We start from the raw sequence: 15,079 nt of genomic DNA, 5'->3' as shown, positions 1-15,079 counted from the left end.
ACCTGCACCCGCAGACATCGGACAACGCATCCGCGACTTGGCTGCCGCATCGTTTGCAGGAGCTCCGAGAAGCGATGGGTTTGAGCAACGTCCACCTTAACGTGTGAGTGTGCCCTCAGCCGGACATTCTCACCCTCTAAAAACTATTTTCGGCAAATGAGGCGGCCAGTGGCAACGAGAAGGGTGTAGTCACCATGTCGCAGCCGTCAGTCCATCCTCAGCATGACCAGTTCCTTCGCCTTTATGCGGAGCACGAGGTGGCGTTGCATACGTTTGTGCGCTCGCTGCTGCCCACACGGCAGGAGGCGTCGGAGGTGATGCAGGAGTTGATTGTAGCGCTTTGGCAGGGTTTCGCGTCGGCGGACGAGTTCCGGCCCTGGGCCTTCGGAGTAGCGCGAAATTTGGTGCGTATGCATCTGCGCCGTCGCGTGCGTGATCGCCATGTCTTCGATGACGAGCTGGTTAACCGCCTGGCTGACATGGCCGTCCAGCAGGAGTCGCAACATCTCACCGAGCGCGAGGTGCTGGAGCACTGCCTGCAAAAGCTGCCGCAATCCCAAAAGGAACTGGTGCTCGCCGCTTACACGAAGGGCACTCGCATTGACGATCTCGCGACCCGGCGCGGACAGACGCCAATGTCGCTCTACAAACTGCTCCACCGCATCCGGCAGGCATTGCTGGATTGCGTTGAGCGCACCCTGTCCCAGGAGGAATTGGCATGAACACAGACTGGCACGATCTCATCCAGCGCTCCATCGCCGGACTCACCACGGAGGAGGAAACCGAGCTTCTTCAGGACTCGCTCAAACGGGATGATGCCGTGGCCAGATTGTATCTCCGCTACATGAATCTGGATGTAGCTTTAGAGGCCCATGCAGGGTCGCAGGCAGCAGTCACCGAAATGTTGGTGTCGCCGGGTCGGAGCGAATTGAAGCGCTGGACCGTTTGGCTCTTCTGGCGTCCGCTCGCCGCAGCGGCAGCCATCGTGTTGCTGATGGCGGTGACATTCTGGAGGCAGGAAAAAGCCCCCGCCGTGCCGGTGGCCACGCTTCTCCGCACGGAGGACGCGGTCTGGGCCGGGGAGGCTCCGCTGGAGGGAGGCAGATTGTCCACGGGGCCAGTCCGGCTGCGCGGGGGGCATGCGATGCTGCGGCTCGATGGTGGAGCGGAACTGCTGCTGCGCGGCGTGGTGGATCTGCGGCTCGATGATGGCGGCAGTGTGACGCTGCTGGCGGGGGAAGTCCGCGCCGAGGTGCCGGAAGCAGCGGTGGGTTTTACCATCCACACACCCGGAGGCAAGGTGGTGGACCTGGGCACCGAGTTCATCACCAGCGTGAATCGCGAGGGACAGACGGAGGTTAGCGTCGTGAAGGGCGAGGTGGAGGTGCCGGATGGCGATGGCGTGGTGCACCGGCTCACCACTGGCAAGGCGCTGGCCCTCGACCGCCAAGGAATGACACACCCGATCATCGCGCGTGTAGCGGACAAACCGTGGCAGCCGTGGGCGAAGGACGGGAAGGATGCACTGCGAGCGGGGAAGCTGCTGCTGCACGAGACCTTTGACTACCCGGCGGGCGATCATGATCCCGCCGATCTCACGGGAGGCGTCGGCTGGGCGGGGCCTTGGACGATTTTTCAAGGCAAGCATGCCGAGCAGCCGTGGTCGGCCAAAATGCATCAGATGGAGATGGGAACGTTCGAGGGACGCAAGGCGTGGATTTCTCCTGTCGGGAAGACCCGGTGCCAGCGGATGCTCGCCCAGCCACTGTCGATGAAGGAAGATGCGGTGCGCTATGTCAGTCTGATGTGGTTTGAGGAAGCGCTACCTCCCGAACAGCGTGTCTTCGATTTCTGGCCGATGGCCAACCTCATGATTGATCTGCGCGGCGCAAGCGACTCCGGGCCGGGGCAGCGGGTCGGCCTGCGCACAAACTATCTCATGCACCCCATCATCGAGTCCGGTGCCGGGCAGGGCTTCGAGAGCCGGGTTCGGGTGGCGGAAGGCCGGCGTCTGATGATGGCGGGCAAGATTCTTTCGCGGCGGGAAGGCGAGGACGAGGTGTTTCTGCGCGTTTTTGAAGCTGGCGAACCACCGGGCCCGGTCGAACCGGATTCGTGGGATGTCGTCACGCGTGGTCTGAGACTGGATGCGGTTCTCGACAGAGTTGTCCTGGAATCCATCGGCCCCAAACCGCGACGCATCGAGGAAATCCGCATCGGCACCACCTGGCGCGACGTCGTGTCCGGCTGGGATGCGGGAATGAACCTTCACCCATAACTTCAACCATGAAATGGCCTGCCGCCCTAATGCTATCCACCGCCTTCGCCACTGGCGCGGAGGATATGGCCTTCTTTGAAAACAAGATCCGGCCCGTGCTGGTCGAGCATTGTTATTCCTGTCACAGTCCAGAGGCAAAAAAGATCAAGGGCGGCTTGCTGCTCGACACCCGCGAGGGCATCCGCCGCGGAGGGGACACTGGTCCGGCCGTGGTGCCGGGGGATGCGTCCCAAAGCCTGCTCATCAAGGCCATCCGCTACGAGGACCCCGACTTTGAGATGCCGCCAAAGAAGAAGCTGCCTACAGAAGTGATCGCCGATTTCGAGAAGTGGATCGCCATGGGTGCGCCTGATCCGCGCGAAGGGAAGGCCGGTGCAGTCTCTACCATCGATCTCGAGGAAGGGCGCAAGCACTGGTCATTTCAGCCGCTCTCGAATCCGCCCGTGCCGGAGGTGAAGGATAAGTCGTGGCCGCGCACGGACATCGACCGCTTCATCCTCGCCTCGCTGGAGGCCAAGGGACTGCGCCCGGTGGCGGATGCCGCGCCGCATGACCTGCGGCGGCGGCTTCATTATGATCTCACCGGCCTGCCGCCCGATCCTTCGGAGCCGGCGGGCGCGGTGGATGTCTCCGCCTTGCTCGATAGCCCGCGCTTTGGCGAACGCTGGGCGCGGCACTGGCTGGACATCGCGGGCTACAGTGAATCGACCGGCGGCGGGCAGAACATGGTGCTGCCCGTGAATTTTCGTTACCGCGACTATGTCATCGCCGCTTTCAATGCCGACAAGCCCTACGACCAGTTCCTGCGCGAGCAGATCGCCGGCGATCTCATGCCCGCGAAGGATGCCGCGCAGCGCGACGAGCAGCTGATCGCCACCGGTTTCCTCAGCATCGGCACCAAGAACACCCTCGATGAAAACGATCCGCGCTACATCACGACCGTGGTCGATGAGCAGATCGACAGCATGGGCCGCTCCGTGCTCGGCCTGACTCTCGCCTGCGCCCGTTGTCACGATCACAAGTTCGATCCCATCTCCACGCGGGACTATTATGCCCTCGCCGGCATTCTTCGCAGTTCGGAGCCGCTGGCCGGAGCCTGGCGCCGCCATTTCCTGAAATGGTCCCAGGCTCTGCAGCCACTCTCGAGCGCTCCTGACGTCTTGTCCGATGCGGAGCTCACCGAGCAGTTGAACTCGGCCAAGACCCGCATGGATCTCAATGGGAAGCGCTACAAGGTCCAGCGGGCCGCTCTCCAGGAGGCGGGCCTCACCAAAGCCTCCACTGCCGAGCAGGAAGCGTTTTACAAGACACGCCCCGAGGTGATGGAGGTGATGAACGAGATGGACCGGCTCCAGAAGATCGTGGATCGGCACAACGACAAGCTCAACAAGCTCCTGCCTTTCCTGACCTCCGCGATGAAGGACGCGGCAAAGCCCGCCGACTGCGCCGTCCGCATCCGCGGCGAGGAATCGCAGCTGGGCGAGGTGGTGCCGCGCGGCTTCCCCGCAGTGTTCACCACACCCACCACGCCAAAAGTGAACCGCAGCCAGAGCGGGCGTCTCGAACTCGCCGCTTGGATCACCGGCAAGGACAACCCGCTCACGGCCCGCGTCATGGTGAACCGCATCTGGCAGCACCTCATGGGTGCCGGCATCGTCGAATCCTGCGACGACTTCGGAAAGACCGGCCAGACACCGGCGAACGCCGCCCTGCTCGATCACCTCGCGCAGCGTTTCATCGCCAGTGGCTGGTCGGTGAAACAGCTCATTCGCGATATCACCAGCAGCCGGGTTTACCAGCTCGGCACCGCGCACGATGCGAAGGCCTACGAGGCCGATCCCGCCAACCGGCTGAACTGGAGGGCCAACCGCCGCCGCCTCGATGCCAATGCCCTGCGCGACTCCCTGCTGGCTGTCAGCGGACGTCTCGTCCTGACGCCGCCGCCTCTCGAGTCCCAGATCCATCTTCGCGTCGAGGATAGCCGCACCAAATCCACCGATATCGCGAAGGTCCTCGCGCCCAGCGAGCGGCATCGCACGATCTTCCGGCCGATCATGCACGAGAACGTGCCCGCCGACCTGGGCGTCTTTGACTTCCCCGAACCGGAAATGGTCACCGGCCGCCGCAGTGTCACCACCGTGCCCACGCAGGCGCTCTTCCTGATGAACAGCCCCCTCATCGTCGAGCACGCCCGCCACACTGCGCGGCGTGTGAAAGGTCTCGGGAAGGACACACCCGCGCGCATCGAGGCCGCTTACCAGCTCATCCTCGCCCGAGCACCCTCGGATGGTGAGCGTGGCGACGCTGCCACCTTTCTCACGGGCTTCCCCGGCGACAAGGAAGACGAAGCCCTCGCCGCCTTTTGCCAAACGCTCTTCGCCTCCGCCGAGTTCCGCTACCTCTACTGATCATGAACGCCCCCATCCTCCATTCCCGCCGCCACCTGCTGCGCACCGCGCTCAACGGCTTCGGCTATGCCGCCTTTGCCGGATTGAGCACCCAGACCACGCTCGCCGCAGGCAGGCAGCCGCATTTCCCCGCCAGAGCCAAGCGCGTCATCATGATCTTCATGCAGGGCGGCGTCTCGCATGTGGACACCTTTGATCACAAGCCAAAGCTGACCGCGGATGCCGGCAAGCCTTTTGGCTCGAAAGGCACGTCCAAGCTCATGGGCAGCATGTGGAAGACCGCCCAGCACGGCCAGAGCGGGCACTGGGTCAGCGAACTCTATCCCCACGTCGCGAAGCACGCGGACCAGCTCTGCATGCTCCACGCCATGCACACCGACCAGCAGGCGCACGAGACCGCCGTGCCGTTCTTCCACACGGGCATCGCCTCCCAGGCGCGGCCCTCCACCGGGGCGTGGAGCGTTTATGGCCTTGGCTCCGAGACCGAGGACCTGCCCGGTTACATCGCGATGAACTCCCTGAACTCCTTCGGCGGTAACAACCACGGCAGCGCCTTCCTGCCCGCCGCTTGCCAGGCCACCATGGTCAGCCCCGGATCGTCGAATGATGCGCCTGGGAAGCTGCCTGTGCCTGACCTCATGCCCGCTCACCTCAGCTCCGCCCAGCAGCGGGCGCAGCTCGACCTGCTGCGGAAGATCAACCAGCGCCGCCTCAGCATCGACGAGGTGAACCCGGAGCTCGAGGGCGTCATCGCATCCTACGAGATGGCCTTCCGTATGCAGTCGGCAGTGCCCTCGCTGCTCGATGTGAGCAAGGAATCCGCCGAGACCCGCCAACTCTACGGCATCGGCCAGTCGCCCACGGACGGCTTTGGCCGCCAGTGCCTCTTCGCACGCAAGTTTGCCGAGGCCGGTGTCCGCTACATCGAGATCGGAACCAGCGGATGGGATCATCATTACGACATCAAAAACCTCCTGCCCGCCAGTTGCGCCGCCACGGACAAGCCCATCGCCGGCCTGCTCACCGATCTGCGGCAGCGCGGCCTTCTCGATGACACACTCGTCATCTTTGGCACCGAGTTCGGCCGCACCCCTTCGGCCCAGAGTGACGGTCGGGACCATAACAACCGCGCCTTCACGATTTGGATGGCCGGCGGTGGCGTGAAGCCCGGCTACCGTCACGGCGAAAGCGATGACTACGGCGCCGAGGGCGTCGATGGCAAGGTCCACATCCACGACCTCCACGCCACCATGCTGCACCTCCTCGGTCTCGATCACGAAAGACTGACGTATCGCTACAGTGGCCGCGATTTCCGCCTCACCGATGTGAAGGGCAAGGTGGTGAAGGAGATCCTGGCGTGACTCATGCCAGAATCGGATAGTTCAAAACGGCTCCTGCCCCAAACGATCCAAATCCCCCTTATGAAACCACAATTCATCACCATCCTCGCCGCCCTCACCGCAGCGGCTCTGCACGCCGCTGACAGTGGCTTTACCCTCGAAAAGAATGACCACGGCATCAGCGTCAGCGTGAATGGCAAGGCTTTTGCCAGCTACGTCATCGACCAGGCCAACAAGCCTTACCTCTGGCCCATCTATGGACCTACCGGCAAGGCGATGACCCGCGCCTATCCGATGCAGGATGCGTCGAGCGAGCCCAAGGAGCAGCGCGATCACCCACATCATCGCGGCATCACCTTCGGCCATGAGAGCATCGGCGGCGGCACCTGGAAATTCCCCGGGACCAATGAGGAATGGAGCGCCATCACCGGCGACGAGAAGCACAGCGGCGGCGGCGACACCTGGCATGAGCGGATGACCTTCGAAGAGTTCATGCAGAACCCCAAGCTCGCACTGCGCGGCAAGCAACGCCTGCCCATGGTCGCTAGCATCCGGCATCGCGAGTTCACCGAGGCGAAGGCCGATGCGGACAAAGCCACCATCGTCGAGTTGTGCGATTACCTCGACCCCAGTGGCAAACGCTTCCTCTCAGAAGAGCGTCGCCTCACCTTCCTCGTCATCAGCGAGATGCGAGCCATTGACGTGGATCAAACCTTCACCGCCACCGATGGCGAAGTGCGCTTTGCCGACCGCAAGGACGCCGGACTATCCATACGCATCCCCTCCAGCATGGCGGTGGACAGCAAACAGGGTGGCCAGATCATCAACAGCGACGGTCTCACCGACAAAGACGCCTGGGGCAAACCCGCCAAGTGGTGCGACTACCATGGCCCGGTGGAAGGCGAGCACCTCGGCATCGCCTTTCTCAATCACCCCGCCAGCTATCGCTATCCCACGCGCTGGCACGTCCGCACCTACGGCCTCTTCACTGCCAATCCCTTCGCCCAGCACGACTACGACCCCACCTTGCCCGATGGCACCACCACGCTGAAACCCGGCGAGCATCTGAAGCTCCACCACCGCTTCCTCTTTCACACCGGCGACGCTGCCAACGCCAAGATCGAAGCCGCGTGGCAGCAGTATGCGAAGGAGACGAAGTAGAACCAGGCACCTCGCCTTGATGCTTGCTCCCCATGCCCACCGCGCCGGACAACCACGACGCCCACGACTACGCCGAGTGCATCTGCGATCGGTTGCCGAGGCGGCTTGGGGAACTCCAAGAGGCAGCGCGGCTGAGCATGTATGCGCAACGGCGGTAGATTCTCCGCATCGTGACCGTAAAGCTTCGTCGCTCACGACGATTGTCTTTTACCATGCTGAATACGACCCGACTTCTCACCATCGTTCTTCTAGCATCATTGTCGGCTTTGCATGCCGCCGACCTTCCGGCGGAGCCCAAGACCACCACACCGCCTGAGTTTGTCGCCATCACCGATGATTCCAAGCTCCCTCGCGTGCTCTTGATGGGCGACTCGGTTTCCATCGCGTATGCCCTGGAGGTGCGGAAGCTGCTCGCGGGCGTGGCGAACGTGCATCGCGTGCCGGCGAACTGTGGCTCGACGAAAGTGGCGGTCGGCTATTACGGCCTCAAACGCTGGCTGCCGGACTCGAATGAGAAATGGGACGTCATCCACTTCAATCACGGCCTGCACGACCTCTCGTATCGTTTCGCCGATGATCGCGACAAGAATGACAAGGGCGAATATGCCTCGCCCACGAACGGCGGGCATCAAAACGTGCCGCCGGGCGAGTATGAAAAGAACCTGCGCCAGATCACCGCGCGGCTGAAGCAAACCGGGGCCAAGCTCATCTTTGCCAGCACCACGCCCGTGCCCGAGAGCGATGCCGCGAAGTATGTGAAGGACGCCGAGCTGCCCTACAACGAGATCGCGAAACAGGTCATGACCGAGGAAGGTGTGACCTGGAACGACCTCTGGTCCCTCGTGAAGCCACGGCAGGCCGAGCTGCAAATACCGCGCAATGTCCACTTCCAGGCCAAAGGCTCGTCCGTGATGGCGGAGCAGGTGGCGGAAATGATTCGTGCGGCTCTGCTCAAAGATGGGAAATGATCAAATTCGTTCTCCTGCCCCCATTTTTCTGCCTATTTCAATTCTCATGAACCGCCGTCACCTTCTTCAACTCGCCGGTCTTGCTCCACTCGGAGCTACCACGGCGCACGCTGCTTATTCGCCACTCCCGAGCACGGGCAAAGCACGCTTCACGCCGACGCTGAATGCGTATTCGTTCCTTGAACAGCTCAATGCCAATATCGCCGATCCGACCAAGGGCATTGATCTCTTCGGCGTGTGCGATTTCTGCGTGAAGCATGACATCGAGGCGGTGGATCTCACGGGCTACTTCTTTCCCGGCTATCCGAAAGCGCCGTCGGACGACTACATTGCCCGCATCAAGCGCTACACGCATGATCGCGGCATCACGATCAGCGGCACGGGCGTGAAGAATGATTTCGCCACGGCGGACAAAGCCGTGCGAGCCGAGGGCGTGGCTTTGACGAAGCTCTGGATCGAGGTCGCGGCACGGCTCGGAGCGCCAGTGGTGCGCGTGTTTGCAGGTCCGCAGCAAAAGAACGCGAAGGACTGGCAAGGTGCCGCTGGAGGTGCCTCGCGCGATGAGGTGGAGAAGTGGATGGCCGAGGCGTTACGCGAATGCACCGAGCATGGCGAGAAATTCGGCGTCATCATCGCGGTGCAAAATCACGGCGACTTCCTCAGCACCGGCCCGGAGCACATCAGCCTCCTGAAGCGCGTCGATCATGCCTGGTGCGGTGCCTTGGTGGACACCGGGAAATACTTCACCGCCGATCCTTATGCCGACATCGCGATGCTGGTGCCGCACGCGGTGAACTGGCAGATCAAAGAAACCCTCGGCAGCAGCCTCAAAACCCCGCCCACCGACTTCAAGAAGCTCACCAAGATCATCCACGACGGTGGCTATCGCGGCTTCGTGCCCATCGAAACGCTCTCCATGGGTCGCAAAGACTACGATCCCGCCGCCGAGGTCGTCAAAGTGCTCACGGCGATGCGTGCGGCGATCGCGGAGTTGAAGTGACACGTTGTTTCCCCATCCTCCTCCAACCATGAAATGCATCGTTTTGCTCCTCTGTTCTCTCGTTTGTCCGGTTTTCGCCGCCGAGCCCATCCGCGTGCTCGTGTGGGATGAGCAGCAGCCGGAGCAAAAGCAGGGCTATGGCGCAAAATTCCTCGGCGAGACGCTCGCGGCGCATCTGGCGAAGCTGCCGGGGCTCGCCGTGAAGACGGCAAAGCTCGACGAGGCCGATCAAGGGCTGAGCGATGCTGCGCTGGATGCGACGGACGTGCTCATCTTTTGGAGTCATCGTCGCGCGAAGGAGCAAGATGATGTGAGGGCGGGGGCGGTGGTGAAACGGGTGAAGGAAGGCAAACTCGGCTTCATCGGCCTGCACTCGGCGCATTGGGCGAAGCCGTTCGTGCGGCTGATGCAGGAGCGGGCGAAGGCCGACGCGCTGAAGCAGGTGCCGGAGGCGGAGCGGGCGACGGCGAAGTGGGAATTCGTCAATGACGCGCCGTATTACAAGCTCATCGGCCGTGCGTCGCGCATCACGCCGTATGTCGAGAAGGCCGAGGGCGCGGTGTTGCGGCTCACGCTGCCGCAGTGCGTGTTTCCCGCGTATCGCAACGACGGCATGCCCTCGCACGTCACCACGCTGCTGCCGCAGCATCCCATCGCCGCCGGCTTGCCCGCGCAGTGGGACATCCCACGCACCGAGATGTATGGTGAGCCCTTCCACGTGCCGCAACCGGATGAAGTCGTGTTCGAGGAAAAGTGGGACAAAGGCGAGCACTTCCGCAGCGGCTGCGTGTGGAGTTTGGGCCAGGGCCGCGTCTTCTACTTTCGCCCCGGCCACGAAACCTATCCCATTTTCCAGCAAGCCGAGACGCTGCGCGTGATCGAAAACGCGGTGCGGTGGATGAGCACACATAGCAAACCATGAACACTCGCCGAAAATTCATCGCCACGGTTGCTGGAGCCGCTGCGGTCTCGTCGAAGGCGGGCGCGGCTGAATCCAAGCCTGAGATTCGTTATTCGATGAATCCCACGCCGCCGAAGGTCGGGCCACACACGGGGACACTGGATATTTTCGTCCAGAAGTTGAAGCCACGGGGCGAGGTGCCGCTTTCGTTTCTCAACGACGAGCATGCCGATCTCGCGGCCTGGAGGGCAAAGGCCCGCGCGAAGATGCTGGAGCTGCTGCACTACTCGCCGGAGGCGTGCGACCCGCAGGCGGAGGTGATCTCGCGGAAGGACTGCGGCGACTACATTCGCGAGGAGATCAGGTTTAACACCACACCGGTATTTCGCGTGCCGGGCACGGTTTTGATCCCGAAGGGGCTCACCAAGCCCGCGCCTGCCGTGGTGCTGCTGCATTCGCATGGGGCCTATTATATGTGGGGCCGTGAGCGTGAACTGGAGGGCGATGACGTGCATCCCACGCTCATCGAGATGCGGGAATCCTATGGGAAGAAGGCCATCGGCACCGAGATGGTGCGGCGCGGCTATGTGGTGATCAGCATCGACATGTTTTTCTGGGGCGAGCGACGCATGGTGCTCGAAGACGATCCGCCCGAGTGGAAGGAAAGGCCTGCGGGCATCAGCAGCGAGTCGGTGGTGAAGTTCAACCAGCGCAGCAATGCCAGCGAGCAACTCATGGGCCGCACCTTGCTCAGCGCGGGAGTCACATGGTCGGGCATCCTCGCGTGGGATGACATCCGCACGGTGGACTATCTCGTGACGCGGCCCGAGGTAGACCCGCAGCGCATCGGCTGCGTGGGCCACAGCGTCGGCGGACTGCGCAGCGCCTATCTTGCGGCCCTGGATGATCGGATCAAAGCCGCAGTCGTGTGCGGATGGATGTGTTCATTTCCCAATCAACTCGCGAAGCACATCCGCAACACCATCGGCCACACCAAAATCATCCCTGGCATCTACCGCCTCATGGATCATCCCGACATCGCCTCCCTCGCGATGCCGAAGCCGCTCCTGGTGATCAATGGCATCCAGGACCCGCTGTTCGAGCCCGATGGCGTCCGCGCCGCTCATGAAAAACTGGCGAAATGCTACGCCAAAGCCGGTGCCCCCGATCACTTCAAAGGCATCATCGAAGAACGCCCGCACGAGTTCAACGCCGAGCGTCAGGCCGATGCCTGGGCGTGGTTTGAAAAGTGGCTATAACTCGACAGAAGAATGGGGACAGAAGAATGATGACAACATCCCTCCCAGCGTTTGAAGCCCTATTCTTTTGTCCCTATTCTTTTGTCCCCATTCTTCTGTCGATAATCCCTGCTAAAAGCACCAACAACATGATCTCCCGCTTCACCCACATCTTGAGCATCGCCGTTCTCATCGCTGGCAGCCCACTGCATGCAGAAATGCCGCCTGAGGTCGCGAAAGTGCTGCTCGAACAAAAAGCCCCCGCACCCTTGCCCAAGCCCGACGGCGAGGTGGTGCAAGTGAAGACCGCCACGGAGCTAGAGCAGGCAGTTCGGTCCATGAAATCGGGTCAAACCATCGTGCTCGCCGCAGGCGAATACCGCATCACCCACGACCTCGTGCTCGGGGCCAAGACATCGGAGCCGCTGCGCAACATCGCCTTCCGTGGCGAGACCGGGAAGCGCGAGGACGTCGTCATTCGTGGGCCGGGGCAGGAAAACACGGAGGGGAACCCACAAAGCTGCTTCCAGTTCAACAACGTGGATGGCACACTGGTCGCCGACATGTCCATCGGCGACTTCTTCCATCACCCCATCATGCTGCATGGCCGATTCGGCTGCCGTGCCGTGCGCATGCGCAATCTCCGCCTCTTCGACGCTGGCCAGCAGTTCGTGAAAGGCACCAGCGGCGGACTAGGCCGCATCGGAGCCAAAGACTGCATCGTCGAGCACTGCCTCATCGAATACACCGACATCGGACCCATCGCGAATAAGGGCTATACGCAAGGCGTGGACATCCACCGTGGCGACCGCAACATCGTCCGCGACTGCGTCTTTCGGAACATGCATGTGAAGCCGGGGCTGAGGTTCCAGCACGGCCCGGCCGTGCTCATGTGGAATGACTCGCGCGACTCCATTGTCGAGCGCTGCGTCTTCCTCGACTGCGACCGCGGCGTCCAATTTGGCGTGAATGAAAAACCCAAAGACGGCCCCAGCGACCACTCCGGCGGCGTCATTCGAAACAACTTCTTCTACTCCTCACGCCGCATCACCAATGCCGACGCGCCGATTCTGGCCTGGAACTCACCCGGCACCAAAATCCTGCACAACACCATCCTGACCAACGGCACCTGTCCCAACGCCATCGAGTATCGCTTCGCCAACACCAAGGGCGTCATCATCGCCAACAACCTGACCGACGCCAATATCCTCTCCCGCAACGACGCCGAAGCCGAGGTGTATGGCAACTTCACCCAAGCGACACCCGCAATGTTTACCGACCCAGCCGGCTGCGATCTGCATTTGAAATCACCCGTCACCAGCATCGTCAGCGCAGCGGAAAAACTCCGCCCACCCCTGACCACCGCCGATTGCGCCGACGACTTCAACTCCCACCCCCGCCGCACCGATGCCCCCAGCGACATCGGAGCCGCCGAGCATCGAAGCACGCCCGCTGTGAAGGAGTAGTGTCATGGAGCGAATCTGGGCTCCAGACAAACTAAAGTCGCACAAGCCATAGCTGAGGTGGAAAATCCACCCTTCTTCGCGTTCAGTGCAGGCGTGCGGCCTCTCAACACTCTCTTTCTCATTCTTCTCACCTCACACACCTTCGCGGCCGAGCCGTCGATGGTCGATTGGATGCCGCGGGTGGAGGATCAAACGGGGCTTTGGTGGGTGAACGGGCCGCCGCAGATGTTTCAGCGAGCGGAGCGGACGAAGGAGGAGATCCTCGGGCTTCAGTTTGGGAAGCAGACGATGCTTTTCGACACGCGACGCGTGCGGCCGGTGGAGGGCGAGTGGGAGTGTGTGGTGATCGCGGAAGGGCGGCGCTATGTTTGCAACGGGCGCACGCAGCCGGACGACGAGTGGCAGCAGCCGGTGCGCTTCGTGGAGAGCGGTCGGTTTTTTCAGCGGGTGGTGATCGAGGGTCTGACGTTTGCGGATGCGGAAGGGAAGGCCTTCAACGGCACGGCGCGGCTGGAGATCAGCGCGTGGCCGGACCGGCTGGCGTTTCGTCTGGAGAGTGAAAGCGAGGCGGTGATGGAGTTGCGGCATGGCGGGAAAACGGTGAGCGGCAGTCGCAGTGTGTTGCTGGAGATGCTCGCGAGTGACTCGAAGGCCGTGGTGGAATCCGAGCTGCTGGTGACGCGGGATGAGGCGCTGGGTTGTCATCGGCTGGCCCTGCCGGAGGAGCGATGGAGCAATGCAGGCGGCACGTATTACCCGGAGGAGCATCTGGATCGCATCGACCGCTGGCGAGTGACGCTGCGCAATGACACCGATGAGCCCACGGTGGCGCGGTTGATGTTCACGCAGGAGAAGCATCTGCCGATCACGGGCTTCACGCCGATGCTTTGCGAGCTTGATGGCACGCCCACGGGCATTCCCGTGCAGATTTCGAAGAACTGGCACATCCGCGCGGAGAAGGGCCGGCTGCCGCATGACGGGCAGTGGTTTCATGGCTTCGCGTGGGTGCGTGTTCCGCCGAAGTCGCGACGCGAGCTCGTTTTCCAGATGGTGCATGCCCGCTACGGCGGCGTGTGCGCGGCGTCGCATGCGCAGCTCTGCCTCATCGGCTGGGGGCACAATCAATTCTGGGATCAGGCGGCGGTGGGAAGTTTTGGCGAGAGCATCTGCTTCGAGCCGGGACGTGTGCAGCGGCGTTGTTTCATCACGGACGTGCGTCCGCTCATGACGCTGCCCGTCGAAGCGAAGGCGAAACGCTGGGGCTGGGCCGAGAACTGTGGCGGCGGCGATTTTCTCATGTGGAAGGACGCGCAGGGTCGCTATCAGGAGATGAAAGGCACGCGCACCGAGTATCGAGCGCAAGGCCCGTGCCTCACCGACGTGCGCTACCGCGAGGAATCGAGCGGCGGCGAGATCGCGGCTCGCATGGATGTGTCCGTCCCCGCGGCGAACGATCATCTGCGCACCTTTCTACGACTGCGCTACGACGTGCGAAAGCCGGTGCGCTGGCAAAGACTCGCGTTCTTCCAACTCGGCGCGGATTTCTACAACGACGTGCCTGCGCGTCGCGTGGCCATCGGCGATGTCACCGGCCTGCGCGAGGAATGGGAACCGCGCCGCGCGAAGGACGAGGTTGATCGCACCGCACTGCCGCTCGCAGGCGAGGGCGCGTGGGTCTCCGTGCATGGCGTGGAGCGTGCCGTGCTGAAAAAAGGCCACGCTGCCGCGAGTCGTGGCCTCATCTTGCGCTCGTGGCGTGCCGTGCTCGGTGGAAAACCCGCCGCGCCGCATCTCGCGACGTTTTGCACCGAGTGGGGCAAGAACAATCACCGCACCGCTGTCGAGCTCGCGCCACCGCCTGACATCAGCGAGTTGCAGCCTGGTGATTTCGTCGAGGCCGAGCTGGAACTCGTCATCTTCCCCGCCGATGCCGCCTCTTACTACGGCCCGGATGCCAAGCTGCGAGACATGCTCGCCCGCGATGCCGATACCTGGCGTCCCGTGCATCGCGAGGCCCAAAGCAACGCGCTGACACCCATCGCAAAACGCGGTGAGATCACGAAAAGCTATCCGCTCGTCGTTGCAGTCGATGAAGAGCAGCGTGCGCAAGTCATCGTGAAAGGCGGACTCGGGCATGTGCCGGTCACTTTTGCCAATCTGAAGTCACCGAAGGGCCATCGCGTGCTCGTGAACGGCCAGCCACTCACGCATTGGCAGACGAATTGGGATGCCGCGACGCAGCGCTGGCAAATCGTCTGCAATGTCGCTGCGGGCGAAGAACGCGAGATGGAGGTCGTATTGGACCCTGTGAATGAATGA

The 15,079-nt window shown here is 62.4% G+C and carries 11 protein-coding genes; all 11 read left to right on the top strand.

Annotation, left to right across the window (positions count from 1 at the left end):
* The first annotated feature begins 194 nt into the window (after positions 1-194).
* The 11 genes from ACILSI_RS14850 (at position 195) to ACILSI_RS14800 (ending at position 15,079) form a co-directional block, all read left to right on the top strand.
* A complete protein-coding gene (locus tag ACILSI_RS14850) occupies positions 195-722 on the top strand; it encodes a sigma-70 family RNA polymerase sigma factor (protein WP_395722674.1) in 528 nt (175 codons plus the stop codon).
* Positions 719-2,278, top strand: a complete 1,560-nt coding sequence (locus ACILSI_RS14845; RefSeq protein WP_395722673.1) for a FecR family protein — start codon at positions 719-721, stop codon at positions 2,276-2,278. The genes ACILSI_RS14850 and ACILSI_RS14845 overlap by 4 nt, the downstream gene beginning before the upstream one ends.
* Positions 2,279-2,286: 8 nt before the next feature.
* The gene (locus ACILSI_RS14840; protein WP_395722672.1) at positions 2,287-4,686 is read left to right on the top strand and encodes a PSD1 and planctomycete cytochrome C domain-containing protein; all 2,400 of its coding nucleotides are present in this window, start codon (positions 2,287-2,289) and stop codon (positions 4,684-4,686) included.
* 2 nt (positions 4,687-4,688) lie between these two features.
* Complete coding sequence (locus ACILSI_RS14835) at positions 4,689-6,047, top strand: DUF1501 domain-containing protein (RefSeq protein ID WP_395722671.1); 1,359 nt, start codon at positions 4,689-4,691, stop codon at positions 6,045-6,047.
* A gap of 60 nt (positions 6,048-6,107) precedes the next feature.
* A complete protein-coding gene (locus tag ACILSI_RS14830; protein WP_395722670.1) occupies positions 6,108-7,187 on the top strand; it encodes a PmoA family protein in 1,080 nt (359 codons plus the stop codon).
* Positions 7,188-7,399: 212 nt separating this feature from the next.
* Positions 7,400-8,155: an SGNH/GDSL hydrolase family protein gene (locus tag ACILSI_RS14825; RefSeq protein WP_395722669.1), complete on the top strand. Its 756-nt coding sequence runs from the start codon at positions 7,400-7,402 to the stop codon at positions 8,153-8,155.
* A 46-nt stretch (positions 8,156-8,201) separates the two neighbouring features.
* The gene (locus tag ACILSI_RS14820) at positions 8,202-9,155 is read left to right on the top strand and encodes a sugar phosphate isomerase/epimerase family protein (RefSeq protein WP_395722668.1); all 954 of its coding nucleotides are present in this window, start codon (positions 8,202-8,204) and stop codon (positions 9,153-9,155) included.
* Between the two features lie 28 nt (positions 9,156-9,183).
* Entirely contained in the window at positions 9,184-10,077 is an 894-nt protein-coding gene (locus tag ACILSI_RS14815) for a ThuA domain-containing protein (protein WP_395722667.1), read from the top strand.
* On the top strand, positions 10,074-11,315 hold the full coding sequence (locus tag ACILSI_RS14810; protein WP_395722666.1) for a dienelactone hydrolase family protein: 1,242 nt from the start codon (positions 10,074-10,076) through the stop codon (positions 11,313-11,315). The genes ACILSI_RS14815 and ACILSI_RS14810 overlap by 4 nt, the downstream gene beginning before the upstream one ends.
* A 128-nt stretch (positions 11,316-11,443) precedes the next feature.
* Complete coding sequence (locus ACILSI_RS14805; RefSeq protein ID WP_395722665.1) at positions 11,444-12,760, top strand: hypothetical protein; 1,317 nt, start codon at positions 11,444-11,446, stop codon at positions 12,758-12,760.
* A 93-nt stretch (positions 12,761-12,853) separates the two neighbouring features.
* Positions 12,854-15,079, top strand: a complete 2,226-nt coding sequence (locus ACILSI_RS14800) for a hypothetical protein (protein WP_395722664.1) — start codon at positions 12,854-12,856, stop codon at positions 15,077-15,079.

Source organism: Prosthecobacter sp. (genome assembly GCF_044232965.1).
GTDB lineage: Bacteria > Verrucomicrobiota > Verrucomicrobiia > Verrucomicrobiales > Verrucomicrobiaceae > Prosthecobacter.
The sequence above is the reverse complement of the archived record's forward strand: the minus strand, read 5'-3'. Positions and strand labels throughout refer to the sequence as shown.

Excerpts from the sequence above, each read along its gene's own strand:
- ACILSI_RS14810 (WP_395722666.1), top strand. The coding sequence starts at position 10,074 with ATGAACACTCGCCGAAAATTCATCGCCACGGTTGCTGGAGCCGCTGCG.
- ACILSI_RS14805 (WP_395722665.1), top strand. The coding sequence starts at position 11,444 with ATGATCTCCCGCTTCACCCACATCTTGAGCATCGCCGTTCTCATCGCT.
- ACILSI_RS14835 (WP_395722671.1), top strand. The coding sequence starts at position 4,689 with ATGAACGCCCCCATCCTCCATTCCCGCCGCCACCTGCTGCGCACCGCG.
- ACILSI_RS14820 (WP_395722668.1), top strand. The coding sequence starts at position 8,202 with ATGAACCGCCGTCACCTTCTTCAACTCGCCGGTCTTGCTCCACTCGGA.
- ACILSI_RS14825 (WP_395722669.1), top strand. The coding sequence starts at position 7,400 with ATGCTGAATACGACCCGACTTCTCACCATCGTTCTTCTAGCATCATTG.
- ACILSI_RS14815 (WP_395722667.1), top strand. The coding sequence starts at position 9,184 with ATGAAATGCATCGTTTTGCTCCTCTGTTCTCTCGTTTGTCCGGTTTTC.
- ACILSI_RS14850 (WP_395722674.1), top strand. The coding sequence starts at position 195 with ATGTCGCAGCCGTCAGTCCATCCTCAGCATGACCAGTTCCTTCGCCTT.
- ACILSI_RS14830 (WP_395722670.1), top strand. The coding sequence starts at position 6,108 with ATGAAACCACAATTCATCACCATCCTCGCCGCCCTCACCGCAGCGGCT.
- ACILSI_RS14840 (WP_395722672.1), top strand. The coding sequence starts at position 2,287 with ATGAAATGGCCTGCCGCCCTAATGCTATCCACCGCCTTCGCCACTGGC.
- ACILSI_RS14845 (WP_395722673.1), top strand. The coding sequence starts at position 719 with ATGAACACAGACTGGCACGATCTCATCCAGCGCTCCATCGCCGGACTC.